This window comes from Sphaerisporangium dianthi, assembly GCF_042654065.1.
GTDB classification, from domain to species: domain Bacteria; phylum Actinomycetota; class Actinomycetes; order Streptosporangiales; family Streptosporangiaceae; genus Sphaerisporangium; species Sphaerisporangium dianthi.
This window is the reverse complement of the sequence record NZ_JBHSFP010000019.1, coordinates 1-25749: the sequence shown is the minus strand read 5'-3', so window position 1 is coordinate 25749 and position 25749 is coordinate 1. Positions and strand designations below refer to the sequence as shown.

General features: G+C 64.8%; 21 protein-coding genes and 1 tRNA gene. 7 read left to right on the top strand and 15 right to left on the bottom strand.

All coding sequences use genetic code 11. The features are described from left to right. Positions 1 to 271 precede the first annotated feature (271 nt). A complete protein-coding gene (locus ACFO60_RS24785; protein WP_380843980.1) occupies positions 272 to 1219 on the bottom strand; it encodes a cobalamin biosynthesis protein in 948 nt (315 codons plus the stop codon). A 172-nt stretch (positions 1220 to 1391) separates the two neighbouring features. Then, positions 1392 to 2144 carry a phosphotransferase enzyme family protein gene (locus ACFO60_RS24780; RefSeq protein ID WP_380843978.1) on the bottom strand — a complete coding sequence of 251 codons (753 nt, stop codon included), beginning with the start codon at positions 2142 to 2144 and terminating at the stop codon, positions 1392 to 1394. Positions 2145 to 2372: 228 nt separating this feature from the next. Between ACFO60_RS24780 and ACFO60_RS24775 the strand changes: the two genes are divergently transcribed. The 4 genes from ACFO60_RS24775 to ACFO60_RS24760 all read left to right on the top strand — a co-directional run bounded on the left by ACFO60_RS24775 (position 2373) and on the right by ACFO60_RS24760 (position 8887). After that, positions 2373 to 3116 (top strand): ZIP family metal transporter, encoded by a 744-nt coding sequence (locus ACFO60_RS24775; RefSeq protein ID WP_380843976.1) that lies wholly within the window; start codon positions 2373 to 2375, stop codon positions 3114 to 3116. Between the two features lie 858 nt (positions 3117 to 3974). Further along, positions 3975 to 6350 (top strand): endo-1,4-beta-xylanase, encoded by a 2376-nt coding sequence (locus ACFO60_RS24770; RefSeq protein WP_380843974.1) that lies wholly within the window; start codon positions 3975 to 3977, stop codon positions 6348 to 6350. Positions 6351 to 6581: 231 nt separating this feature from the next. Beyond that, entirely contained in the window at positions 6582 to 8312 is a 1731-nt protein-coding gene (locus tag ACFO60_RS24765) for an HAD-IIB family hydrolase (RefSeq protein ID WP_380843972.1), read from the top strand. Between the two features lie 278 nt (positions 8313 to 8590). Continuing rightward, positions 8591 to 8887, top strand: a complete 297-nt coding sequence (locus ACFO60_RS24760; protein ID WP_380843970.1) for a hypothetical protein — start codon at positions 8591 to 8593, stop codon at positions 8885 to 8887. A 234-nt stretch (positions 8888 to 9121) separates the two neighbouring features. On the opposite strand, the gene ACFO60_RS24755 is transcribed toward ACFO60_RS24760, so the two are convergent. Beyond that, complete coding sequence (locus ACFO60_RS24755; RefSeq protein ID WP_380843968.1) at positions 9122 to 9340, bottom strand: hypothetical protein; 219 nt, start codon at positions 9338 to 9340, stop codon at positions 9122 to 9124. 428 nt (positions 9341 to 9768) lie between these two features. Here ACFO60_RS24755 and ACFO60_RS24750 point away from each other — a divergent pair. Together ACFO60_RS24750 and ACFO60_RS24745 are read left to right on the top strand one after the other, a co-directional pair. Then, a tRNA-Arg gene (locus ACFO60_RS24750) sits at positions 9769 to 9842 on the top strand. 303 nt (positions 9843 to 10145) lie between these two features. Continuing rightward, entirely contained in the window at positions 10146 to 10457 is a 312-nt protein-coding gene (locus ACFO60_RS24745) for a hypothetical protein (protein WP_380843966.1), read from the top strand. 102 nt (positions 10458 to 10559) lie between these two features. Here the strand turns inward: ACFO60_RS24745 and ACFO60_RS24740 are convergent, their stop codons facing one another. The 5 genes from ACFO60_RS24740 to ACFO60_RS24720 form a co-directional block, all read right to left on the bottom strand. Then, on the bottom strand, positions 10560 to 11405 hold the full coding sequence (locus ACFO60_RS24740) for a protein phosphatase 2C domain-containing protein (RefSeq protein WP_380843964.1): 846 nt from the start codon (positions 11403 to 11405) through the stop codon (positions 10560 to 10562). Then, positions 11406 to 12251 carry a sigma factor-like helix-turn-helix DNA-binding protein gene (locus ACFO60_RS24735; RefSeq protein ID WP_380843962.1) on the bottom strand — a complete coding sequence of 282 codons (846 nt, stop codon included), beginning with the start codon at positions 12249 to 12251 and terminating at the stop codon, positions 11406 to 11408. Positions 12252 to 12467: 216 nt separating this feature from the next. Beyond that, positions 12468 to 12908 carry an ATP-binding protein gene (locus ACFO60_RS24730; RefSeq protein WP_380843960.1) on the bottom strand — a complete coding sequence of 147 codons (441 nt, stop codon included), beginning with the start codon at positions 12906 to 12908 and terminating at the stop codon, positions 12468 to 12470. Positions 12909 to 13001: 93 nt separating this feature from the next. Then, positions 13002 to 13844 (bottom strand): helix-turn-helix domain-containing protein, encoded by an 843-nt coding sequence (locus tag ACFO60_RS24725; protein ID WP_380843958.1) that lies wholly within the window; start codon positions 13842 to 13844, stop codon positions 13002 to 13004. A gap of 205 nt (positions 13845 to 14049) precedes the next feature. After that, complete coding sequence (locus ACFO60_RS24720) at positions 14050 to 15432, bottom strand: Shedu anti-phage system protein SduA domain-containing protein (protein WP_380843956.1); 1383 nt, start codon at positions 15430 to 15432, stop codon at positions 14050 to 14052. An 898-nt stretch (positions 15433 to 16330) separates the two neighbouring features. Here ACFO60_RS24720 and ACFO60_RS24715 point away from each other — a divergent pair. Then, positions 16331 to 16453 carry a hypothetical protein gene (locus ACFO60_RS24715; RefSeq protein WP_380843954.1) on the top strand — a complete coding sequence of 41 codons (123 nt, stop codon included), beginning with the start codon at positions 16331 to 16333 and terminating at the stop codon, positions 16451 to 16453. 25 nt (positions 16454 to 16478) lie between these two features. Here ACFO60_RS24715 and ACFO60_RS24710 read toward each other — a convergent pair whose 3' ends face one another. From ACFO60_RS24710 to ACFO60_RS24680, 7 genes are all read right to left on the bottom strand, one after another. Further along, complete coding sequence (locus ACFO60_RS24710) at positions 16479 to 16859, bottom strand: very short patch repair endonuclease (RefSeq protein ID WP_380844201.1); 381 nt, start codon at positions 16857 to 16859, stop codon at positions 16479 to 16481. A gap of 398 nt (positions 16860 to 17257) precedes the next feature. Beyond that, positions 17258 to 18544: a DNA cytosine methyltransferase gene (locus ACFO60_RS24705; RefSeq protein WP_380843952.1), complete on the bottom strand. Its 1287-nt coding sequence runs from the start codon at positions 18542 to 18544 to the stop codon at positions 17258 to 17260. Between the two features lie 90 nt (positions 18545 to 18634). Continuing rightward, complete coding sequence (locus tag ACFO60_RS24700) at positions 18635 to 19972, bottom strand: hypothetical protein (RefSeq protein WP_380843950.1); 1338 nt, start codon at positions 19970 to 19972, stop codon at positions 18635 to 18637. Further along, positions 19972 to 20544 (bottom strand): hypothetical protein, encoded by a 573-nt coding sequence (locus ACFO60_RS24695; protein ID WP_380843948.1) that lies wholly within the window; start codon positions 20542 to 20544, stop codon positions 19972 to 19974. The genes ACFO60_RS24700 and ACFO60_RS24695 overlap by 1 nt, the downstream gene beginning before the upstream one ends. A 32-nt stretch (positions 20545 to 20576) precedes the next feature. After that, complete coding sequence (locus tag ACFO60_RS24690; protein ID WP_380843946.1) at positions 20577 to 22232, bottom strand: DEAD/DEAH box helicase; 1656 nt, start codon at positions 22230 to 22232, stop codon at positions 20577 to 20579. Then, positions 22229 to 24544, bottom strand: a complete 2316-nt coding sequence (locus tag ACFO60_RS24685; protein ID WP_380843944.1) for an ATP-binding protein — start codon at positions 24542 to 24544, stop codon at positions 22229 to 22231. The genes ACFO60_RS24690 and ACFO60_RS24685 overlap by 4 nt, the downstream gene beginning before the upstream one ends. A gap of 91 nt (positions 24545 to 24635) precedes the next feature. Next, complete coding sequence (locus ACFO60_RS24680; RefSeq protein WP_380843942.1) at positions 24636 to 25076, bottom strand: hypothetical protein; 441 nt, start codon at positions 25074 to 25076, stop codon at positions 24636 to 24638. Positions 25077 to 25749 lie beyond the last annotated feature (673 nt).

Below are 25749 nucleotides of genomic sequence, written 5' to 3'. Positions count from 1 at the left end.
CGCCCGCCGCCATCCACTCGGTCGCAGCCCTTCGAACGACGGAACCGACGCCCTCATCCCTCGCGGGAGCGACGACCTCGATCTCGACAACCAGACGGACGCCCCCACACGACGCACTCCCCGGCGGAACCGGCCGCCTCTGATTCCAGACGGGATGAACGGCCTCGATCTCCACGGCGAGATCGAGGCCCTCATCAGGGCGAACGCCCTGACCCATGTGGACCCGACGCCCCCACCCCGGCGAGACCGACGCCCCATCCCCTCGGCGGGATCAACGATGTCCATCTCCACGGCGTGACCGGCGGCCAAGGGCCCAGGCCCCGGCGACGGCGAGCACGGCCGCCGCGAGGTTCACCGCGCGGGCCAGCCGCACCGACCTGGCGATGTCGCCGACCTCGGGATCGCGGCCGTCGCCCATGACCGGACGGTGCTCGACCCGCCCCCCGTACACGTTGCGACCGCCCAGGCGCACGCCGAGCGCTCCGGCGAAGGCCGCCTCGCACCGGCCGGAGTTCGGGCTCGGGTGCCGGCCGCCGTCCCTGCGCAGCACCGCCGCCGCTGCCGCGGGTGAGCCGCCGGCCAGCGGCGCGAGCACGCAGGCCAGCACCCCGGTGATCCGTGCCGGTACATAGTTGGCCACGTCGTCCAGTCGCGCGGCGGCCCAGCCGAACCTCTCGTAACGGTCCGACCGGTGGCCGACCATCGCGTCCAGCGTGTTGATCGCCCGGTACGCCAGCAGGCCGGGCACCCCCGCCACCGCTCCCCAGGCCAGCGGAGCGACCACGGCATCGGAGGTGTTCTCCGCGACCGACTCGACCGTCGCCCGGGCCAGCTCGTCGGCGGACAGCGCGGACGGATCGCGACCGCACAGATGCGGCAGCCTCGCCCGCGCGGCGGCCAGGTCGCCCGACTCCAGGGCACGCGCCATGTACGCCCCCTCCCTGGCCAGGGTGGTGCCGCCGAGCACCGCCCAGGTGGCCGCCGCGGTGAGCACCACACGGGCCGCCGGCCTCCGCCGGGTCAGCCGTTCGGCCGCCACCGCCAGGACCGTCACCGCGCCCACGCACGCGGCCACGTGGGCCACGCCCCTGCCGCGCGTCCTGTCGTACAGGCGCCGCTCCACGGCCGCCGCGGCCCGGCCGAACACGGCGACCGGATGCGCGCCGCTGCGCGGATCGGCGAACACCGCGTCCAGCGCGACCCCGGCCGCCAGCCCCACAGCCCTGCCATGCGCGGGCCCCCATCCCGAACGCGCATCGGACAGGAGCGACCGCACACCACCTGAACGCGCATCGGGCAAGACCGGCGATACACCGCCTCGCCACGCGCGAGCCAAGATCGAAAGCACGAGCCCCGGACGCACGTCAGGCGGGATCGGCATGGATCTCCGCCTAGACCAGATGGGCATGCAGATCGTCCCAGTTCGCGTCCAGCCAGGCACCCGCCCTGCGGATGCGCTCACCCGCGCCCTCTCGCCACATGCGAGCCCAGCCGCCGCCCTCCCGCTCCGCCCACGCTCGCATCGCGACGTACGAACGGCCGAAGCGGAGCCTGCTCACCTCCAGCAGCCGGCGCCGATCGCGTGCCGAGAAGCCGTACGCGTCGCAGAACAGCCTCAGGCGCGGCCCCGCGTCCAGGCGGCGCTGCAACGGGTCACGGTCGACGGGGTCGGCGATGGGCGCCCAGTGCCGGAGCACGGTGGCGGCGTCGAAGAGCCGCGTCGTCGGCCGGGCCATGTCGAAGTCGATCAGCGCACAGGGCCTACCGTCGCGAAAGACCACGTTATCTGGGGTTATATCGCAATGCCCGATCAGCTCGGGTGGCCTGTCATCCTTCGCCCCGTCGACCCATACCGCGCCCGGCGGAGGGACGAACCCGGCGACAGCGTCATGGAAGCGGCGCACCAGCGCCGCGAGCTCGGTCAACGTCGCGTCGCTCACCGCCCACGGCGCGAGCGGACGCACCGCCGCCTCACCCGGGACGAACGACAGGATCTCCCGTCCTCGCTCGTCGACACCGTGCACGCGCGGGGCATCCTCGAACCCCACCGCCTCCAGATGGCGCAGCAGGGCATGGACGGCAGGACTGGACGCCCTCATCGGCCGCCGCACGGTGTCGCCCACGCGCACGACACCCTCCGTCACATCACCACCGTTCAGGGGGACTTCAGGAGCAACCGTGCCGACGAACATGGCGCACCAGCATAGCCCTCCCCCTTCCCCCAGGCGCCCCCTTTTCGACCACTCCCGAAACGGGACAACCGGTGCACCGGAAAGCCGCACCTTCCGAGACCTCCCCCGCGTCCGAGACGGGCCCCGCCGGTCGCGTGTTACCCGGATCGATCACCAGCCGCGGTTGTCTACCTTTACCTCATGCCCATCGTGCTGGCCTTCGCCGCCTTCGTCACCACACTGCTGGGCGGCCTCGTCGCCCAGCGCGTCCGCGACAGGCGGCACATCGTGCTCGGCGCGGCGGCAGGAGTCATGCTCGGCGTGGTCGCCTTCGACCTCATCCCCGAGAGCCTGGAGCTGTCACCCCACCGGCTGTTCGGCGTCCCGATCCCCGTGCTCGCGCTCGCGGCGGGATTCCTCGCCATCCACGTGGTCGAACGGTCGGTCGCCGTCCACGACGTCAAAGACGGCCACTACGCCAGCCACAGCCATCGCCACGCCGCCGTCGGCCTCGGCGCCGGGTCCGCTCTCGTCGTCCACAGCTTCATCGACGGCACCGCGATCGGCGCCGCCTTCCAGTCGGGCGGAGAACTCGGCCTGGTGGTGGCGGTCGCCGTCATCGCGCACGACTTCACCGACGGCTTCAACACCTTCACCCTGACGACCCTGTACGGCAACGCCCGCCGCCGCGCCATGACCCTCGTGCTCCTCGACGCCGCCGCTCCCGTACTCGGCGCCGCGCTGACCTTCCTGGTCGACATCCCCGAGCCGGTACTCGCCGGCTATCTGGGCTTCTTCGCCGGTTTCCTGCTCTACCTGGCGACCGCCGACATCCTCCCCGAAGCGCACACCACCGACCACCCCACCGCGGCCACCCTCCTGGCCACCCTTGCCGGCACCCTGTTCATGTGGCTGGTCATCGGCCTGGCCGCACACAATTCATAGAGGCTTGTCCCGCAGGCCCGAGCGAATCCGCCCAGCGCGCGGCAGCGCGGCCGTGCGACGGCTCGGCAGCGCGACGGCTCGGCCGAGGCCGGCCGACTCCTCGATCCCGAGCGCGGAAAGGAGTCGCCACCCTGATCACAAGGCACCCGTCCCGTTACCGAAGTCTTTCCGCGACCACTTCGTGGCCGCCCACGGGACCGGCGTCTCGCCGATACGGATGCCGACACCGCTTCCCCCCGCGCATTCACAATCTGGGCGAAGGACAGGCTGCGGGTGAGACCAGCGAACGTGGTGTCGGCCCAAAGGTCTCACGCACTGCTGTCGACGGACGTCCACGCAACGACGAATGTGCGAGCGTCAACGACTTGTCGCGACGGACTCCCTTCCACAGCTGAGGACGACGTTCGGTGGCGTTGGTGGGAGTAAACACAATCAGGTCCGCCCGGTCAAGGATCTGTCACCTGGCTCGACGGGGCCGGCGGACCCGGACACGCGTCTGTCGAGCGATTTCGCCCGCCATCCGCACGTGGCGATCAGGAACGCCGCGCTGAAACATTCACCACCGCGACCGACAAGAACTGCGTCCCGAAACTTTCAACGTCATTGTCACGAACCATGCAGGCAAGCCCCGCCATCGCCTTTCCATGTACCCGAAAGTTTCAGTGAGGTCTTGACACATTTCAGAAGTGTTTCCACACTGAGCACCCAGGCCGCCCTTGTCAGTCGGTGGTGCGTGTCGCATGGGCCCTGGCCGCGACGTCCTGTGGTGTGCGTCTCGATGATGACGATGACGCGACGTCGAGTCCGCAGATGATTCCGCATTCTCTCCGTTCCCTTATGCATTTCTGGAGTTCACGCATGGGCATGTACGACTCGGCCCCACCTGGGGCCCGCCGTCGCGTCGGCGGTATCCGCCAGGCGCTGATCGCCGGCGCCCTGGGCGTCTTCGGCCTGACCACCGCGCTGATCGTGCCGGGCACCGCCGGCGCCGCCGAGAGCACCCTCGGTGCCGCGGCCGCGCAGAGCGGCCGCTACTTCGGCACCGCCATCGCCTCGGGCAAGCTCGGCGACTCGGCCTACACCAGCCTCGCGAACCGCGAGTTCAACATGGTGACGGCCGAGAACGAGATGAAGATCGACGCCACCGAGCCCAACCAGAACCAGTTCAACTTCTCCAGCGGCGACCGGGTCTACAACTGGGCCGTGCAGAACGGCAAGCGCGTGCGCGGACACACCCTGGCCTGGCACAACCAGCAGCCTGGATGGATGCAGGGCATGGAAGGCAGCAACCTGCGCCAAGCCATGATCAACCACATCAACGGTGTGGTGGGCCACTACAAGGGCAAGATCTACGCCTGGGACGTCGTCAACGAGGCCTTCGACGACAGCAACGGCGGCCGGCGCAACTCCAACCTCCAGCGCACCGGCAACGACTGGATCGAGGTCGCCTTCCGCACCGCCCGCGCCGCCGACCCCGCCGCCAAGCTCTGCTACAACGACTACAACATCGACAACTGGAGCTGGGCCAAGACCCAGGGCGTCTACAACATGGTCCGCGACTTCAAATCCCGCGGCGTGCCCATCGACTGCGTCGGCCTGCAGTCCCACTTCAACAACCAAAGCGCCTACAACAGCAACTACCGCACCACCATCTCCAGCTTCGCCGCCCTCGGCGTCGACGTCCAGATCACCGAACTGGACATCCAGGGCGGCTCGGCCAGCACCTACCAGGCCGTCACCAACGACTGCCTCGCCGTGCCCCGCTGCGCCGGCATCACCGTATGGGGCGTCCGCGACACCGACTCCTGGCTCGGCTCCGGCGCCACCGCCCTGCTGTTCGACGGCAGCGGCAACAAGAAGGCCGCCTACAACTCCGTCCTCAACGCCCTCAACGCCGCCACCCCCAACCCCACACCCACCCCAACACCGACACCGACCCCCACGGTGACACCCACCGTGACCCCCACCCCGACCCCCACTCCCACCGATCCCGGTGGTGGCGGCAACGGCGCGATCAGGGGCGTAGCCTCCGGTCGCTGCATCGACGTGCCCAACGCCACCACCACCGACGGCACCCAGGTGCAACTGTGGGACTGCAACGGCCAGACCAACCAGAACTGGTCCTCCACCTCCGCCGGTGAGATCAAGGTCTACGGCAACAAGTGCCTGGACGCGGCCGGCACCGGCAACGGCGTCAAGGTGCAGATCTACTCCTGCCACGGCGGCACCAACCAGCAGTGGCGCCGCAACTCCGACGGCAGCATCGCCGGCGTGCAGTCCGGACTTTGCCTGGACGCCACCGGCCAGGGCACCGCCAACGGCACCAAGATCCAGCTCTACACCTGCCACGGCGGCAACAACCAGAAATGGACCTGGAGCGGCGGCACCAGCTCCCCCAGCCCCACCCCGACGGTGACGCCGACGGTGACCCCCACGCCGACGCCCACCCCCACGTCGCCGGGCCGTCCGGCCATCGAGAACAACTACTCGGTCACCCGTGAAGGCGCCTACGGCACCAACCGCTACACCGTGTACCGGCCGTCGAACCCGGCGGCCGTGGAGGGCACCATGCCCGTGCTGGCCTTCGGCAACGGCGCCTGCGCGCACACCGACGGCAGCGAGGTGGTCCAGATCCTGACGTTCATCGCGGCCCGCGGCTTCGTCGTGGTGGACACCGCGTCGGTCGACGGCTCGTCGAACGGAGTGGCGAGCGGAAACCCGATCCCGTCGCTGCTGACCGAGGCGATCACCTGGGCCCAGCAGGAGAACGCCCGCAGCGGCTCGCCGCTCTACCAGCGCCTCGACCTCTCCAAGGTCGCCACCGCCGGCCACTCCTGCGGCGGACTCGAAGCACTGATCGCGGCCCAGGACCAGCGGGTCAAGAGCGTCATCTCGCTCGACAGTGGCTTGTTCGCCGACGGCTCGTTCGGATACTCACGCTCGGAACTCAACAAGCTGCACACCCCGGCGCTGTTCATGGACGGCGGCAGCTCCGACATCGCCTACGACAACACCCGGGCCAACTACGACCTGGTCCAGGTACCCGCCGTACTGGCCGAGCACCCGCAGGCCGGTCACACCGGCTTCATCACCGGCTCCCAGAGAACCGACGGCATGACCACGGTGGTCCACTTCCTGGACATGACCCTCAACGGCAACGCCACAGCACGCTCGTACATCCTGTCGACCCTGGCGAACACATCCCCCTGGGTCGTCCGCACCAAGAACTTCTAATATCTGACGCCCCACACCCGCCGGCGAACCGCGACGAGCGGCCCGCCGGCGGGCTACGCCCACGACACCGGGTGTACGCGCGACCAGGCGCCGCCGGCCGGCACCACGAGCTGGTGAAGTACGACTACGACCGCGAAAAACCCGTGGGCGGTTCCTGGCGTTGTCATGAAGTTCGTCCAAGGTTCACGAACCGGGACGGAACGATCGGCACGGGCGGGTAGTCGTCCGGGCATGCGCTTCCACGTACTGGCATGCGACTTCGACGAGACGTTGGTGCGACGCGGGCGGATGGCCGACGCGACACTGACGGCGCTGGAACGGCTCTCCCGCATCGGGGTGCGACTGGTGATGGTGACCGGTCGCCGGCTGGACGACCTGCTGGAGATCTTCGAGCACCCACGGCTGTTCGACCTCATCGTCGCCGAGAACGGCGCTGTCCTGTACGACCCCGGGCGGCGCGCCACGGAGAATCTGGCCGCGCCTCCGCCGGAGCGGCTCCTGGAGCGACTGCGGGCCGAAGGCGTCACTCCACTGGCCGCCGGGCGGGTCATCGTCGCCACTGAGGAGCCGCACGATACCAAGGTGCTCGGTGCCATCCGCGACCTCGGACTCGAACTCCAGGTCAGCTACAACAAGGGCGCCGTGATGGTGCTGCCCGCCGGCGTCACCAAGGCGAGCGGCCTCGCGGCCGCCCTGAAACGGCTGAAGGTCTCGCCGCACAACGTCGTCGCGGTAGGAGACGCGGAGAACGACCACGCCTTCCTCTCGAGCGCCGGGTGCGGCGCGGCGGTCGCCAACGCGCTGCCCGCGCTCAAGGACACCGCCGACCTCCGCCTGGCCGGAAAGGACGGCGAGGGGGTGGTGGAACTGGCCGAGATGATGATCGCCGGCGACCTGGACGCGCTGGAGATCCCCCGCGGGTACGTCCTGCTCGGCCGCCGCGAGGACGGCTCGGAGGTGCGACTGCCGCCGTACGGCACGGGGGCGATCGTGGCCGGCCCCTCGGGAAGCGGCAAGTCGACGGCGACGACGGCGCTGCTGGAACGGCTGGTGGAGTGCGGTCACCAGTGCGTCGTCATCGACCCCGAGGGCGACTACAGCGAGTTCCCCGGCGTGACCGTTCTCGGAGACGCCGATCGGGCTCCCGGCGTGGAGGAGGTGCTGCGGCTGCTGGAGTCCCCGGACCACAGCGCCGTGGTGAACCTGATCGGCATGCCGCTGCGCGACCGTCCCGGCTTCTTCACCGAGGTCCTCCCCCGCATTGCCGCCCTGCGTGCCAGGCTGGGGCATCCGCACTGGGTCGTGGTGGACGAGGCGCACCACCTGATGCCGGCCGACCTCCCCGAGATCGCGGTGAAGCAAGCGCGGGACATCGGGTCGCTGCTGATGGTCACCGTGCATCCCGAGGCGGTGAGTCCGGCCGCGCTGCGTCTGGCCGACACCCTCATCGCCGTCGGCGACGACTCCGAGGCGACCGTGGCGGCTTTCGCGCAGGCCCGGGGGACGCGCGAACCCTCCCCGGCGTCGTCAGGGACGGGCGACCTGGTGGTGTGGCGGATCGGGGAGGACCGGACGGAGCGGGTGGAACTGGTGCCCGGCCGCGCCGAGCGCACCCGGCACCGGCGCAAGTACGCCGCCGGGACGATGTCCGAGGACGACAGTTTCTACTTCACCGGGCCGGAAGAACGGTTACGGCTGCGGGCGCGCAACCTGCACACCTTCGTCGAACTGGCCGAGGGCGTGGACGAGGACACCTGGCTGCACCACCTGCGCGGCGGGGACTACTCGCGGTGGATCCGCGACTCCCTCGGCGACGACGACCTCGCCGGAGACGTGGCCGATGTGGAGGGGAGCCGGGACGCCGACGCGGCCGGGAGCAGGCAGCGCGTCGTCTCGCTGATCGAGCGGAGCTACACGCTGCCCGCCGAACCCGCCAGCTACACCCCCGACGACGACGAGTAGGGCGGCCGACCTTGCCTCAAGACCGCGCTCGCCCCGGCCCTCCGCGCCGGACGGAAGACACCACGCACCATCCTGGCCCCCCACCAGGCGTAAGACACCACAGACCCCTCCTGCCCCCGCACTGGGCGGAAGACATCACAGACCATTCCGCCCTCTCAAACCCAGCGGAGATCGCAGACCATTCCGCCCCACACCCAGCGGACACCACAGACCGCTTCGACCTCTCACACCGGACAGACGACACCGGCGACCATGTCACCGCAGCGTCCCGCACGTCGGTGCGCATCGCGCGCACCGGGGCGTCGGCCCTACTGGCGGCCTGCGCCGTGATCGACCTCACCGGCGCGCCGCAGCACCTTCCCCCGCTCACCGCTGCGATCTACGGATGCGAGGTCCTGATGGCCGGCGGCGCCGCCATCCTCGGATGGGCGATGACCATCTTGACGCGGCGCGGCCGGACGATGTCTCCGCCGGTCGAAGAGCGGCTGTCGGCCCTGCTCCTCGTCCAGTGGCTGCTCGCCGTCTGCCTCGCCGTCTCGCTGGCGACCCTCGCCGCCATGACCCTGGTCAGGTGACCAGCCGCCTAGAGCGCGCTCGCCAACCGCATCTGTGGCCGCTCAGCTAGTCACGCTCAGTTTCGGCGGCCTCCTGGTCGCACAGGCCGCAGCTGCCCGAGGCCCCTTACGGCCGGCCCGTGAGGCGCGCGGCTTGAGCGTGAAGGAAGCCGCCCGGCGCACCTCCATCGGCCACAGCGAATCGCGCCGACACCATATCGAGGCCGGCTTCGAGAGCATGAGCTCACTCGATCGCTACTGCTGGAACACGATGTGCCAGCCGAACCAGACCAGCAGCCCCAGCAGAGCGGCGCTGGTGGCGAGCCTCCAATGTTTAACCGGGTAGATGCCCAGCCACTCACGGAGCCGCTCCGACAGCGTGTCCCCCTCGCGGTGGTTCAGAAGCGCGATCGTCTCCAGTACGGCGAACGACCCGAGAGCCAGCCCACCCCACACCAACCACGCCGTGTTCACACCACCACCGCGATCCGCGCCCTGCCGCCACCACGCACAAACGCCACAATAACCCCAAAGATCACCCCCCAACAGGGCCGACCGCCCAACACCCCAGAAGTGCCACCACCCAGAGCCGCCATCAGACCTGGAGGATTCACCCCGCTCGCCCACTCCCCCGCCACGCCGCGACCAAGTCTCACCACCGCCCCCGACCCCGACCCCGGCACCGCCACCCGGCCACGCGTCTCTCTCACAACACAGCCACCGACCCCCGGCAACGCGACCGGGCCATGTGTCTCTCTCACGACCGGCGGTACCCTGCCATGCTCCTGATCGCCGACCGCACCACCCACCGGCTCATACAATCCATACGAAGGACACGGGCGGGCGCGCCACGTCCCAAGCGGTACGCGGACGCTCCCCAGATCATGCACAATTATCCGAGAGCGCCCTTAGCTCAGCTGGACAGAGCATCGGACTTCTAATCCGACGGTCGCAGGTTCGAATCCTGCAGGGCGCGCCCTCAGGACCAGGTCGCACCCCAACTGACCTGGTCTTTTGCATCGGCCGGCCACCGCCCCCACCCGCAGCCGGATGCCACCCAAAGCAGCCCGAGCCACCCTTCACGGGATATCAACGGGATGACGCTAGCGACGTTCCCGCAGGTCACATGGCACTTCCGGTGCCTCTGCGGGATGAAACAGCGCACCCGGAGTAGACCGAAGGGCTGGAGCCTGTAAACGACGGCTGAATATTTTAGGTTCTGGATCACTTTTGGTGCCAGGGCCACGGAGGGGCACCGACTCCACGATCATGAGCGGTCGTGACTGACGATCTCCTCAACGACCTCTGGCTCGGCCATATCCCTGACGTCGCGGTCAACACCCTCACCATCAGCGCCAACCGCGTGACCATCCACGCCACGACAACCACGGGCGGGGCGGCGTATCCGTCGTGCGGGACGGCATCGGCCCGCGTGCACAGCAGCTATGTGCGCCGCCTCGATGACAGCCTCGAAGTCCTTGACCTGGTCGACCTCACCGACCATGAAGCAGCCGTTGGGGAACACATCCTCGAATCGGATCGAGATGGCGCCTCGGATACCCGTCGCTTCATTTCTTGTCGATCCCCCTAGACGGCTACAGCGAGGCTGCTGAGACGAACTGCCTAGGGGGCTATGCAGAAGAAGATAAGTAAGGTGCGGTGCGGTTGTCTAGAGGGATGGACACAAAGAGTTTCATGTCGCTCGCTCAGCGTCTTCGCCAACCTTCACAAATACGGCGGTAGCGTCATCAATCGGCTTTCCGCGAGGCCAGCGAGTGCCATCCGGGTCAGAGCGTTCGGCTTGTCGAACGTGGCGGATCAGTTCAGCAGGGCCGTCGGCGTCCAGGCGATCGAGAGCTTGTCGCCAGGTGGCCAAGCCGAACCGGTCGACCAGGCGGGACGCGCCGTCGCTGAGCAATGCGGCTGCACGGACCTGGTCAGCCCGTAGGGCACCGGTCTCGGCCTGTTCGGCGACGAGAGGTTCCACCGAGGCCACCCAGAATCCGTCGTCCCGGTTGCGGTGCTGCCGCATCGCTTCGACGTACTCACGATGCGCCTGCTCGTGCTCCGGACTGCCGCCAGGAAGGGCGTCCATGCGGCTGCGGTACCGCGCGCCAACCTGCGCCTCGCGGTCATCGCAGACGACCAACGGCTCAGCCGAATCGGCGATGTCCAGGATGAGGACTGAGTCGGCGAGCACCAGCCACTGCAGCATGTCGCCGGTACGGCGAAGCATGACCACGGTGGCCGAGGGTGAGCCGGCGTGGGCCAGATCGCAGATGAACTGGTGCATGGAGGTCACGGCCTTGATGCCCTCACCGAGGATCTCGGTCAGAGTCCCAGCGCTTTGCGTCATCGAGGCCAGCAGCGTCGAGCCGAGCATGCGCGAATACCATGCCACACCATGGGAACAGCCGGACTCCGACCCGGCGGGCGTACCCGCGCCGTCCAGCAGCACCACGGCATCGGGCGTCGCCGCGACGAAGTCCTCATTCGGCCGGCCCTGGCTGACAGGCTGGGTGGCGAAGGTGACGCGCACCTAGTCCCCCTCGTGCCGGTAGAGCGGGCTGGCCAATTCCGCCTTCACCGGTTCCCCGGTCGCCGGGTCGTACTCCACCCCCACCACCGTGGAGAACCGGTCTTCGCCGACCTGACCCCAGAGCGTGTTGATGTCCGAGACGATCAGGCTGACGACGCCGAGGGTGCCTTGCGGATGGATACCGGTGAACACCAGCACGTTGCCCTTCCCATCCGGCCGGGCCAGTCGGCCGAGGTAGGCGTAGTCCACGTTGGTGGCTGGGTCGCTGTCCTCTCCGGACCGGTAGGTGGTGCCGGTACGGCTGTCACGGATCGTCCACGGCCCATCGTCGGCCTTGCCCCACTCCAACACCGGATCGGACTCATATGTCTGCGCCATCACCGGCGAGAGCCGCGGCCCGCAGATCACGATCAGATTGGGCCGGTTGAGATCGATGTCCCCGCCAAGGGGGACGTGCTCCAACTCCACCGACAATCCGAAGCTCCGGGCCAAATCCTCCAACCGCTTGCCCGCGGAGACATCTTCCATCGCCACGACCGGACGCGCCTTGATCGCGTCCTGCTTGAGCGGGGTGGCGATCGTGAGCGTGCCTGTGCCGAGGAACGCCCCTTCCGGGGCTGGGCCGGTGTGCCGGATCTGGTGAATCCTGCCCCGGGTCAGGCCGGCGGCCTCGGCGATCTGGGCGTACGACATGCCTTGGGCGTGTAGGTCCTGGATCACCCGGCGCCGCAGCCGCGCGAGTTCGGCCACTTCCTGCTGGGCGGCGTTGAGCCGCTCGGTGGCCGCGCGCAGCAGGACGTACGGGTCCTCGATCGCGGCGATACGCTCAAGCTCGCTGGATGGCACGGCCGGTTCCTCTCGGTGATGCTCCACCGAGTCTAGGCCCCTAGACGCTTTGTCGTCTATTCCCCTAGACAGTACGCGTTTGAGCTGCTCACCACTTTGAAGGCTTACCGCCCTTATGTACCACCTGCGATTAGGCACTCCCCGCGGACTCACGGTAGACCCCACTCAGCGAGCCACACGCGACAAGGACCACGCTCACACCGGAAGGGCAGCCAATCAAGCACGTGATGCCTCGGAGCCCGGCAGAGGTGCGGCCGGAGCGTTCTTGCCCGCATTGACCAGCAGCAGCGCCCATACGGTGCGGCCTCGTTCGTCGCCGCGGATGCCGTAGGTGTCGGCCAGGGCGCCGACGATCATCAATCCCCGGCCGCCCTCCTCATCGTCCTCCGGGGAGAAGACGCTGGGACCGTGCGCGGCGCCGGCATCAACGACGCCCAGCCATACCCTGTCGTGCTGGGCGTGGATCATCACCTGAAACTGCCCGCCGAACCTGCCGCTGGCGGTGTGACGCACGGCATTGGCGGCCAGCTCGCTGACGATGAGTTCTGCCGACTCCACGATCGGCCAGCCCGCGAGGAAGGTCGTGATGAATCGGCGGGCTTCCCTGACCGAGGGGGAAGTGCCGAGGAAGGACCGGGACATGCGCCATGCGCTCATGGATACGCTCCAACGTCTAGAGGGCTATACACCCACGTCGCGAGCGTATGACCTGCACTTGGTCATCTTCAAGGAATTCGACGCATAAATGCGTCACTTCTCTAGCTGGGCCGCCAACTTCCGAAAGTCCGCCCCGATTTCACCCAGAACATCCCGCAGAGCATCCCCGTACACCGCCGCAGCCGCGAATGCCTCGAAAGCGTCCTCATGCATGGCAATCTCACCCGGCTCGGTCAACGTGAGATCACCCGTCAGGCTCTCCACCACGCTCACGGCTCCATCGACGAGCGTGAACCCATGCAACGGAAAGGCCGGCGCTTCAGTCTTCCAAGGCACAACACCCAGCCGAACATGCGGCAACGTCGACACCTGAACCAACCGATCAAGCTGGGCGAGCATCAACGACGGTGACCCGGGCCACGTCCGCACCGCCCCCTCCGTCAGCACGAACGCGAACTTCCGGCTCTCTTCAAAGAGCACCGCCTGCGCCTCAACCCGCACGGCCGCCGCCTTGGCCGCGTCCTCCTCATCCACATCCCGGCCGACCGCCAACGCCAACCGCGCGTACTCGGCCGTCTGCAACAGCGCCGGAATCATCGCCGAAGAGAACACCGCGACCCATTGAGCCGAACGAACCTGGGCAGCATTCGCCGCCTCCCGGCCGGCCAACCCACCCCGCAGCCGCGACACCTCATCCCGCAACCGCGCCAGCAGCGCATCCAGCTCGCCGCGGTCCCTCTCGCCAAGCCCCAGAGCAGCCGAAACCCGCTCAACAGTCTCCGGTGTAGGAAGAAGCTGCCCCGTCTCGATCCGCGAGATCGTCGGCTGCCCGACCTGCGCCCTCTGCGCCAACTCCTTACCCGTCAGCCCAGCCTCCCGACGCAGCCGCCGAAACAGCTCCCCCAACCCCCGCAACCGATCCCGCCGCTCCTCCACACCAAGCGTTCTACCACGCTTCAGCAACTCAGCTACCAGTGATTAGAGGCCACCACGAAGGAAGTTGCCTGAGTGTGGATCCCGCTCGAGCCAGCGGCCAAGGCCACGCTGCGACTCTGAGGCCGGTGGATTTGCGAAATGACCCGACACACCCCTATATAGGCCATCACTAAATCCGCCACCACGTCCGACAAGGATGATGAATTCAAACTTCACGACTTATTTCACTTTCAAAGCTCAGCATCCCCTCGGCACTTTCGAGCAGATCTGCATACGTCACCACGCGCACTCGACTCAGATGCGCATTATAGGATCGAATCGCCTGGTCCACTTTCCCGTGATCAATACCATCGATTTCTACACGGCTTGGATGCCCGATTACAGCCACCCCTCGAGCTCGCCGATAGTCATAATCTAGCCCCAGTTCATTATGGTGCACGGTCTGAAGTGTGGCACCCGTTTCGTCGATTGTTCTTATATAGCTAATACACTGACTCACGGCTTCATGCACTTCATTTGATACAACTAGGTGATTCCGATGCCGCTTTACAATCTTAGCCTCCGGGCCTTTCAGTTCAAAAATCTCAAGACTTCCATCTGCGCAAATGAGAGGGATATCATGCTCATCCAAAGGCATCAAATTCCTTCTGGAGGCGATCCCGGTATACTGTCCCCCGAACAGCCAGTAATTATTACCTATCGCTTTCTGCATGCGCGTTTCGTTGACTCTGGGATCAAGCGATAGAGCGATCAGTTCGTTCACAATCTGCCGACGACGCTCGATTACCGCCAATTCGGCTGCCGAAAGTCCAATAGGTGTGGACGTCAGGCCCGACATGACACTTCCCAGGTCATTACGGAGCGCTAGCAATTCTCCAAACCTCACAGAGTCGAGCCCAGTAGCATTCTTAAGGGAATCCAAATGCGATACGCGTTCCGCGATAACTGATACGAAGTTGTCAAACCCCATATCAGGTCGAGGTTCCGACACCTGCACATCTGGCAGAGGTGTTGCAGTCAGATAGCAGACGGCATCATAGAGTCGATCGCGGAGCAGTCTATCAAAAAACTCCCCGAATCGATCCTTATATGAAGCTGCCGAGCTAGATCCGTCCTCCGTTTGAATAAGCGTGGCAGGCTTGGAAATCGGCCTCGTTGACCCTTCGGCTTCCTCAAGCAAGAAGAGAACACCCAGACAGGGCTTGTGCATTTTTAGTGCACCGGTGCTGTATTGCCGATCGACGTCAGCACCCCTGCTCAGCAGCTCCGATATTCGATTCCTATAATTGTTACCCAAACCCTTTCCCGCCATCCCCTTTATCTCTATCGCGGCCACCGGGATACCGTCTGCAACCACGACTAGATCCCATCGATCATCTACGCCATAAGAGCCGGGAAGTCCCAGCATCTCATTAGTCCTGATAGCCGATGCGTCTATCCCTGCTTCTATGAGTTTACTTGCGACGAGTTGAACTAGATGGGGATAGCCGCCGCTAATTACGCGCCCGACATGCAGCTCATGATTGGACCGAGCGCGCGATTCCCAGCTGCGTCGTATAGCTTCTTCTGCTGGATGAAGCGTTGTCATGCCCTAGCCTTTCCGCCTGATTTGCACTATAAGCAGCTCAACAAACATAACCCCTCGTAAAGCAATAGGTTACGTTTCTTACAACTCACGCCACTGTAGCGAAAAACTGACTGACAATGCAATGCTTAGCTATCACGAGGTGGCCTACACTGCGCCAGATAGCGAGTGCGCGCCCAGGAGAAGCACTAAACCTGTGCGGTATCAAGCCTCATTTTAGCGGTGAACGCATAAAGTGAATGCGAAATCACTCCCTTTCGCCACGGTTGACAACTGCATCTCGCTGTGGGCGCCCCAACTACCTCACCGTTTGGAACGCAATACCAGCCATGCCGAATGGCGGGCCGCGTTACCTACCTTGGTTGCTTAATGACAAGTTCACTGGCAAGCACCGACGATAGGACCTTTTAGTGGTGGCACAACAGTCCTCTCTTGAACACCCACCCGGGAGGAAGACACCAGATGCCCGACCAAATCTCCAACGTGCAGCTCAGAGTCTGGCCCAACGGACACCGGCTGACCCGCGCTGAGATAGCCAAGATGGTCAAGAGCACGCCTATCGGCATCACGGAATGTATGGCCTGCGATAAGGAGGGCATCCGTCGCTGGGAAGCCGGCGAAGTCTCCTCCGCAGTCCTCCTACCGGCTGCCCCTGATCCAACTCACCGGCCTGCAATCCCACAACCTCGGCTTCCGCCCGCAGCTACCGAGGCAGCGAGACATCCCTGATCGCCCTCCTCGTCCCGGTGGATGCCCTCAAGGCCGAGGCGGAGTTGTACCGCAACATGATGGAAGTCACCCAACAACCCAGGCGTCCCTCGTCGGGAAGGGAGCCATCGAAGCCCTGACCGAAGCCGTCGACCTGCTCTGCCGTGCTCATCCCGTCGTCCCCGCCACCACCTTGCGCGACCGCACACGCAGGCGCCTGGCCCAGGTCACCAGGCTGCTGTCCGGACGCATCACCCTCGACCAGCAGCGCGAACTCCTGGTCATCACAGGATGGCTGACCGCGCTCCATGGATAAACGTCAGTCTCGCAGATGAACTGGGTTAAGTGTCCCTCCTCCTGGTAACAGCCTCGGCGATCCGCTCGGCCGCTTCATGCGGTGACTCGTGCTCCCAGACCCGTATGACTAGCCAACCGGCCTCGGTGAGGACGCAATCTGTTTCTCGGTCCCGGGCCTGGTTCTTGGCGAACTTGTCATTCCAATACTGATCGTTCTGCCGAGAGGCCCTGTAGTGCTCGGGGCACCCGTGCCAGAAGCAACCATCGGAGAACACCGCGACTTTGGTCCTCGTGAAGACTATGTCAGCACGCCGCCTGAATCCTTTGATCGGCTCGGCATCAACGCGGTAGCGGAGACCGAGGCGATGAACGGCCTTGCGTAGGGCGAGTTCTGGTCCGGTGTCCTTCCTCCGGTTTTCTCGCATTGAAGCACGTACCGCTTGTGAACTCGCCCAAGATTTGCCCGCCTGCACGTCGTCAGGAAGGACGAGGCCCCGTCCGATAGCGATCTTCCACGCTGCGGCGAGGTTCAGCGCTCTGGTCGGTTCTTCAACTTCACCCAGATACTCGAACTCGGTCCGGCCCGCGTTCGACCATCGGAGGTGGGCGCGGATGCGGCGCGCGCTCCGCGGAAGCTTGAGCTCGACTGATGCCCGGGCGAATGTGCCGTTTCCTAGGTCCACCCTGCGTCTGTTCGATCCACCTGCGGCGCGGTCTTGCTCGGCTGTACGGGCGGATCTAGGAAGGTTCCGTGCGGGGCGCCAAGCGCTATCGGGAGGAGGCTGCTTCTTCCAGCACCCCGCGTCTAGGCGTTCCGTCGGGCTCACGTGGATTTCTCCGCTTCGTCGAGGACGACCGCGACGGCTTCGGTGAAGACTTGCCCAAGTAGTACGGGAACGGCGTTGCCGAGTTGCCGCATCTTCTCTCCGCGGGATCCAGCCAGAGCCCAGTTATCAGGGAAGGTCATCACTCGCGCGGTCTCACGCACGGACATGTAACGATGGGAACCGTCATCTAGCATGACCACCGATTCTCCGCCCGGCACGCCGTGAACGCCGGCCTTCACAGTCTTCGCGGGGCGGTCCAACTCGTTGGGGGTGTGACCTACGTAGATTCGTGCGTCTGGCCAGCCGATGTGATCGACGAAGCCGCCGAGCCGTCTCTCCTTGCGATCCAGATGATCGACGGGGATAGGGGGTAGCTTCTTCTGCCCGTCGATCCCTTTGATGGCGTCCCTGAGTGTCCGCCAGGCGGGTGCCCGCTCGCCGGTATCCCCTCGAGCTGACTGTCGTGGAATCCTCGCCATGACTGTCTCCCGGACGTGTCGGGGGACTTCCGGGTGCCTATCCCAGTATGTGCCGTCGGTCATTGACTCATACAGACTCGATTCCGAGAACCGCGGCCTCACTAGTTCCTGGAACCTTGTCATGTCCACACCCAAGTCCCGTCGGAAGGCGATGATGATGACGCGATTTCTGGTTTGCGGGACCCCGTAGTCAGCGGCGTTCACTGCGAAATGCGCGACGTCGTATCGCTCATCCGCCGGTCCGCTGTCATCGTCGATCATCTCGCGTAGCCGCGCGTCGTGCTCGTGCCAGGCGCTGCCTTCGGGGCGCTGCTCGCGCGGCAGCGTAAACTCCCTCTTGATGTACTCGAAGTACGGAGCGAACGATGGGCGTAGAAGTCCCCGCACGTTCTCGCAAATAATGGCCTTGGGGCGCATCTCTCTAACGGCCCGGAACATGTGCGGGAAGCCATTGCGGTCATCCTCGTCCCCACGGCCGTTTCCCCCCAGACTGAATGGCTGGCAGGGCGGTCCGCCCGCTAGAACGTCGACTTGGCCGTGGAGGTGTTCGAAGTCGACCTTGGCTACGTTGCCACGCAGAAGCGGTGGATCTTCCCCAAGATCGGGAATGGGAGGATGACCTTCTCCAACGTCATAGGGTCGCGCGCCGTTGGCGACTAGCGTCGCGCACGCATGCTTGCCGAGCTCGTTGAGGAGCAAGGGTCTGAAACCCGCTCGCCCGACGGCCATCACCAGCCCTCCTCCACCCGCGAACAGCTCTACGCTCGTTCTGCCTTGATCGGCGAAGGCTCCCAGCTCTGACATCGGAAAAGTGTACCGCGGAGTTGTTGATCGCCACCACCTTCTCCTTGAAAAATCGGACGCACGTTCGAAACCTTGCGCCGCAGACCGCGCTCACCCGTTGGGCAACCGGGCAGCGCATATGTCCGGATCGCAGACATGGCGGATCGTCATGGTGTCATGTTCAAGCCGGAGGACGACCGCGAGTTCGCAGCCGAGGACCATGCCCTGCTCGACTGTTTCGAGTCGAACGCTCGACATCTGCGCCGCTGCGGTGCCTCGTCGGAAGATGATCTGACGGCCGCTGCCGTCAACGGCGAAGGTCCTGTCCATTGGCGCCTGACGTAGCCCCAACCTCCATGTGATCCATGGGCTGATGACTACCCCACTGCCTCGCACGATGTCCTTGTCCACCTTGAGACGGAAGGCGAGCAGGGCTGATTCCTCGTTGTAGACCGCGTTGCGCGGTTGTCGTGGCTCCTTCTCGTCCACGCTGATCGCGCCCTGCTCGATGAGACCGATCCGTCCGTCACCGGTGAATCCGATACGGGCGCTGATCAAGCACCGGTGGATACGAGAGTCGCTCACAGGGTAGCGACGGCGCAATTCGGCAGTCAGGTCCCGGCGCGAGAGCGGCCCTAACTCGGTCAAGATTGCGATCATCGCATCCAGTGCGTCGGAGTAGTCGTACTCGCCGCCGCGAGGCCACTCAGTGAGCGCCCACGTGCCCTCCGGGCGTACCTGACGAAATCGCGTGTCTCGCCGAAGCGCTTCGGTCGTCGCTTGAGTCGTCTGTCCGATCGCCTCGGAAATCGTCTCCGCGCGCCTAGGTTCACCCTGGTCGGTTAGCCATACGTAGGCCGCGTCTGGCTTCTTGGCGCTCCTGCGGACCCAGACGCCCGTATCGTCCAGGACCAATAGGCTCCTAGCGGCGGACATGATCGCGTGTATGTCGAGAGACTCTGGTATCCCGATGATCGCCGCATGATCCCTCAACTCGTTCTTCCTGTACGGGGCTTCTTCGACCAGATCCCGTAGGAGCGGGTTCAGAGCATCGGGTCCGAGCGCCCAATGGTCGCTCAGTTCCTCCGACCACGCCTTGGGGTGGCGCAGACCCTCCGCGATCAGGAGCGAGGTACGAGCGATACCGCTGTCATCGCGCAGACTATGCGACAGCTCCTCATCGGATATGACGGCTCGTGTCTCCAGAAGTTCACGGATCTTGATAGACCATTTGGGGTCAGCTCGATACGCCACCTCAAGCAGCCGGCGTCCAGACTCCGAGACGATCTGCTGAGCCCTCTGATGCGTAACTCCATACGCTCGGCCGATGCGGCGATATGTACACTTGTCCAAGCGCATCTTGAGCATGTCGCGCGAGCGTGGGTCGAGCGCTCGCCACGCCGCGACTAACCAGCCGTCTCCCGCTGCTTCCTCGCCCGTCTCATCCATCAGAGCGCGTCCACATGAACGATCTCCAGCTGACAGCGTGCGGCAATCTTGATGTTTGTCGCCTGTTCGTCAGAGGGGATGGGCTTCTCGAATGAGCTCACGACGCACAGGATCCATGGTGTGGCATCGCCGAACACCTCGGCCTTGATCGCGGCCCAGACGAGGTGCTTGAGCTGCTCGGACGGCGCCCACGTGAAGTACCGCTCCTCCTCTCCGCGGCGGACACGCACGCGGAGAGGTTTAATCCCTCGTTTGCCGGGCACAACCTCCCAGTCTGGTCCCAGAGCTCGTTTCACCAGGTCCTCGGCCCCTGAGAGCGGATTCGCGACATACTTCGCGTACCCGCCAACTCCATACCGAGCGCGCGCGTACTCCTTCATCGGGCTTTCCTTGATCCAGACGCGGGCTCTCGCGTCCCCCATGAACTCGCGGAGTCGGCCGCCTACCTCCGGGTCGTCCAGCCACCGGCCGTAGATGGCGCTGCGCTGGTCGCTGCTCAAGTATACCCAGCCGAGTTCTTCGGCTTCGGCGAACATCTTTGTGACGATCTTGTTCTTGAGCTCGGGACTCATGGTGCTGGGAGAGGGCATGGCATGATTCCTGTTCATTCGGGAAATTGCAGGCGCACTTCGTCAGCGGCGGTTTCAAGGCTGGCCGCGTCATGAATCCAGTGGTCTAGCAGCGTTCCGGCGGTTTCGTCGCTGAACTCGATCCGGGAGCCGTGGGGTAGAGGCACGCGGAGGTCCTCGTGTTCGCAAGCTTCCAGGGCGCGACGCAAGTCCAAGGTCGCTGCGACACGGCGGATGTCCGTGACGAAATCCAGGACCTTCAGTGCCTTTTTGCCTGGGCTGAGCCGTAGGCCACGGCCGAGTTGCTGGACGAAGATGCGTCGGCTGTGCGTCACCCGGAGGAAGGCGATCAGGTTCACATCTGGCACATCGACGCCCTCGTTGAACACGTCAACGCACGTAATGATCGGCACCCGCCCGAGTCGGAACTCGTTGAGGAGGATGTGGCGACGCTGGCGGGCCAGGCCGCTGTGCAAGTACGACGCTCGTCGCCAGGCGTTATCGGCCGTCGCCAGCATGGTGGCCACCCGCTCCGCGTGCTCGATCGTCTGACAGAACAGGATCGCCCGTGGATCTGGAGTCGCCCGCCATGCCTCGCGCAACTGCTCGATGATCTCCTCATCTCGCTGAGGCAGAAACAGGGTTTTGTTCAGCTCTTTGATCGAGTACCCATGCTTACTGCTTCTGCGAATGGTTTCCCAGTCGAGGTTGTCCACGAACAAGCGGTAATCAACCGCTGATAGGTAGCCAGCCGCCATCCCTTCGGCGATGCCCATCGTGTAACTCGGCCGGCCGAACCTCGCGGTGATGTCGAACTTGTCGCCTCTCCAGGGTGTCGCGGTGACGCCGAACTGACCGGACTGGACGCACAGGTCGAGCAGTTCGGCGAAGCGTCCGTTCTCACCCACATGGTGGGTCTCGTCGATCATCACGAGCTCGGGCGGCCACCCGGCGCGAACCGCGCCGAGAACCGACTCCACGGTGCCAACCAGGACGCCGTCGAGCGACGCCGGTTTCGTCTCGCCCGTCAGCAGACGCGTGGGAGTTCTCTTGTCGAGGTGGCGCCACAGCGCGCGCTCCAATTGCTCAACCAACTCCTTCATGTGCGCGGCGACCAACACCCGCGCGCCGGGCTTCGCTTCTAGGAAGCGACGGATCACTTCCCCGCCCACGACCGTCTTGCCGAGGCCGGTAGCGAGCACGAGCAACGCGCGGCCGGTGTGCGACAAATCCCCCCACACGGCATTAGCTGCCGAAAGTTGATAATCCCGCAGCGCATACTCAGTCGGGACCCGATCCGGCATCCGCTCCCAGATGGCCGCCAGAGTCGGACCGTCCCAAACAGTGATCTTGATGCCGACCGATTCAAGCATGCGACGACGTTCCTCCGCTGAGCGGTTCAGCCCCAGATTTGTCACGAGCACCGCGCGATCGGCCGCGTACCAGGTACGTGCCCGTTCGATATCGTCGATCCCCGAGCGGTCGATCGCTCTCCGGCTCGACCACTTGGATTGGAACACCCACTGCTCACGATCTCGTACGGCCAGGATGTCCGCGCCTTGATCGTTCGCGCCGTCCACAATACGGACGTCCACGAATCCCAGATGCCAAAGCGCTCTCTCGACGGCATGAGGAAGCCCGAAGGGGCCACCTTCGAGGAGCGCCTCCGCCGACAGGAAATTGCCGCTCATGACTCGCCGACGATCTCATCGGAGAGCAGTTTTACGCTCAGACGGGTCCGGAGCAGTTGCTGCGGGCCGAGATCAGAACCGTCGAAGCTGACCAAGGTGGCGATGTCCGTCAAATAGCCGACCACCTTGGCGAGGCTGATTCGGCGCGCCGACATCGAGGACACCGAAACGTACGGGCCGACGAACACGTTGCCGTCCATGAACGCCTCCGGCCAAGACTCCAGCAGCCTCACCATGAACAATGGTGGGACGTACATCAGGAACTCGCTGGTCTCGCCCAGCCTCCCTGTTAGAGTGACCTGACCATTCGCGATCATCGCGTTCTCCGTCGCGGTGAGTTCGTCCGGGGACAGGTACTGGTAGGCGCGGGCCGGATCGATGTCGACCCTGCTGGCCATTCGCACCCGCAGGTCGGTCAGCAACTCCCTCGCCTCGCCGGCTACGACGTCGGCTTTCAGCGCGTGATCAGGGAGGCACCTCACTCGAAGATCGGCGATCAACTGAGCGTGGGTCAGGCCGGTCTCCGCCTTCACCTTCAGAACCGTAACCAGTTCGACGAGCAGCAGGTCCGCCGGTTCGACCCCGAGTTTAGAAAACACTTCGTGGTTCCCATCGATGAACGCCGTCGCCTTGCCACCCGCGCTCTGGACGACAAGTACGGGAGTGACGAGGCCTTGGTCGTCGGTGAGCTGAGTGTCCTCCAGAAGCCTCGTCTCGACTTGCAGGAAGCCCACCACAGGAGATCCGAAATCGCGCGACAACTCAGGCATGGCTCGGGAGTTCGTCCGGTACCGAGCCAGCCGATCTTGCGCGGTCTCCTTGACCGTGGGAGTTTGTGTGACGGACGAGTCGCTCGCCGCGGCATCAGGTTTGGAAGGGGCAGTTCGCGAGCCGTTGATGTCGATGCCTAGCGCGTCGAGCACGGCGGCCTCGTCCGCCCGAACAGGCGAATTATTTTGCGCGACGTCGAGCTTGGCCTTCTTTCCCTTCGAATCGTGCGCGACAACGGCGTCCCACCACAGCTGATCCGTCTGATACTCGGCATCTCCGCGGTGGAAAAACTCCGCCCAGCGCCGAGTGGTGTCATGGATCGGACGGGCGCCGTCGCCGGGGACAAGATAACGGAGCCCAGCGTCGTTCCGGCGGTAACCCTTGAACAGCCTGGCGAGCGGGCTCGGGTTCTCCGGGTATCCCAGGCGCTTAGCCTTCTCGGGCTGCAGAGGACCAGGACCTCTTAGGTAGTCGATGGCGGCGCGCCAACTACGGTCTCCGTACTCGAACGCGTTCTTCTGGTACGTCACCGGAACGTGGTCGAGATGGATCTCACCGATGATTCGGCCACCCTGATGCGCCATCTCGACCGGATACTCGATGTCGACCAGCCCCTGAGGATCATTGGGGTTGAACCACTCGAACAACCGCTTGTCCCACTGCAAGATTTTCCGGCCGTTCCGCAGGAAGTCGATGCCGTACTCGCGCTTGTGTAGATGCCGCTGGATCCCAAGCCACCCGTGAATGCGGCGCTCGCGCAATGTGAGCCGTTCGCCTTCGCACTGTTCGCACTTGCCCTTGTTGGGGACTTGCCAGTTGCCGCAGTCGGCGCAGGCATCGGCAGGCTCGAATCGCTCGTCGATCTCGATGTATGCCGGGATCCGCTCAGAGGAAGCGCCACTTCCGAAGACCACATATCGATCGTCGCCCCAGCGGCAGTGCCGCTTAGGCTTGACCCGTTGCCCGCCGATCCAAAGCTCGTAGTTATGCTCGTCCAAGATGTACGAGTAGGCGCGACCGAGCGTGGACCGTAGATTGGCGGCGTTCCTAGTCAGCCAATCCGCGCGATCCGAATGAAGTCGAGAGATCTCAATCTTCGTGCCGTGCTCGTTTGGGTCGGACTTCGGCTCGCTGATGTCCTCGGCCTCGAAGTCGTCCTTGATCCGGTCGAGGTCGATCTCGACGCCAATCCAATGTGAGTCGCCCGGCCGGGTCGTCAAAACACGAGTGCATCTGCCCAAGCGCGCGGTGCTGACGTTGAAGCCCATGCCGAACAGGCCCAGCTTGTCGAACCGGTCATTGTTCGACCAGCCGGCTCGAACCGCGAGCTCCAGCTCCTCGTAGCTCATCCCGCGCCCAGTGTCCTGAATTACGACCTTCGCCTCGTGGGACCTCGCGCCGTGGGATGGCAAGCTCACGCTCACCTTGAAGCCACCCGCCCACGGAATGCCTGATTTCACGATCTCCGCGAAGTCGTCGAAGGCGTTGTCCACGAGTTCGGCGATGCACTGCCACTCATCAAACTCGATCTCGCCTAGCATCTTCAAAATGCGAGACGATGGAGTGATTTTCAATTTTCCTCCGTACTTGAATTGAACGCTAGCAGCCCAAAGTTGCGAGAGTTCCCATCCGTCAAGTTGCGAGCACGGTGCTGACCTTGAATCCCATGCCGAACAGTCCAAGCTCCTCGAACCGGCCTCTATGCGACCGGCGAACCAGAAAGATGGCGAGGAGCCTTAGGTAGCTCATCTCGGGCTCGGTGTCGTGAGTGGCGATCGCGAAGGGGGCGCACTCTTCGTAACGATCTCTGTTCGGCCGGCCAGCCCGAGCGGTCAGCTCTGCGTAGTTCAGCCTGCGCCACCCGGTGTCCTGGATGACGACCTTCGCCGTGGGGAACCTCGTTCCATGAGGCAATAGGCTTACGTGCGTCCTGACGGCGCCCTCCACAGGGATACCGCACTTCATGATCTTTGTGAAGTCATCGAAGGCCTCGGCGGCGAGTTCGGCGACGCGCTGCCGCTCATCGGACTCGCTCAGCAACTTAAGGTCGCGAGGTGGCGGAGTGACTTTCATCTTTCCTCCGTGCTCGGATCAGCACTTGGGCACGCCAAATAGGGCGAGGGAGCGTTTCGTCGCGGTGCGGCGAGGATGTGCTCCAACGCATATGTCGATCAGTTAATTACTCAGGTTATGGCGGGCGGGCGCCTTGATGGGCCTGAACTTGCATACCCGTGCGATGTGTGTTAGGCGCGAGACGCCAAGGTGCTTACGGTGCCACGGTACCGCGGGAAGACATGGTCCCATTTGTGGTCATTCAACGTGGCATCCGGTGCTCCCCCGCAAGAGGAGGGCCCCTTGCCCCGGGGATTCGATACTCGAAGACAATTGTCAACCGGTCCATGCGTTGAGCCAGGTCAAGCCGCGTGAGCAAGTCAAGGACTAGGCACTCTCCTCCCTCGGGTATCGGCTAGTGCGGTGACCACCTTCCTTCACCGGGATGCCGTTTCTCCACCCGCTGGGTGCTGGATGTGGTTGGCGCCGGGTCGGTGAGTCATGGTACGGCGAAGCCGGCGCCGCCGTACGGTGCCCGACCCGGTGAACGTTCGTGGACAGCGCACTAGAGCATGTCTGATAAATGATCACGGTGGTTGGGGTTAGATGATCCCTCGTGGTGAGACGTGGTGAGCTGACCGATAAGGCCTGGCAGCGGATCGAGCCGTTGCTACCCGCCACCGACGGTCGTGGT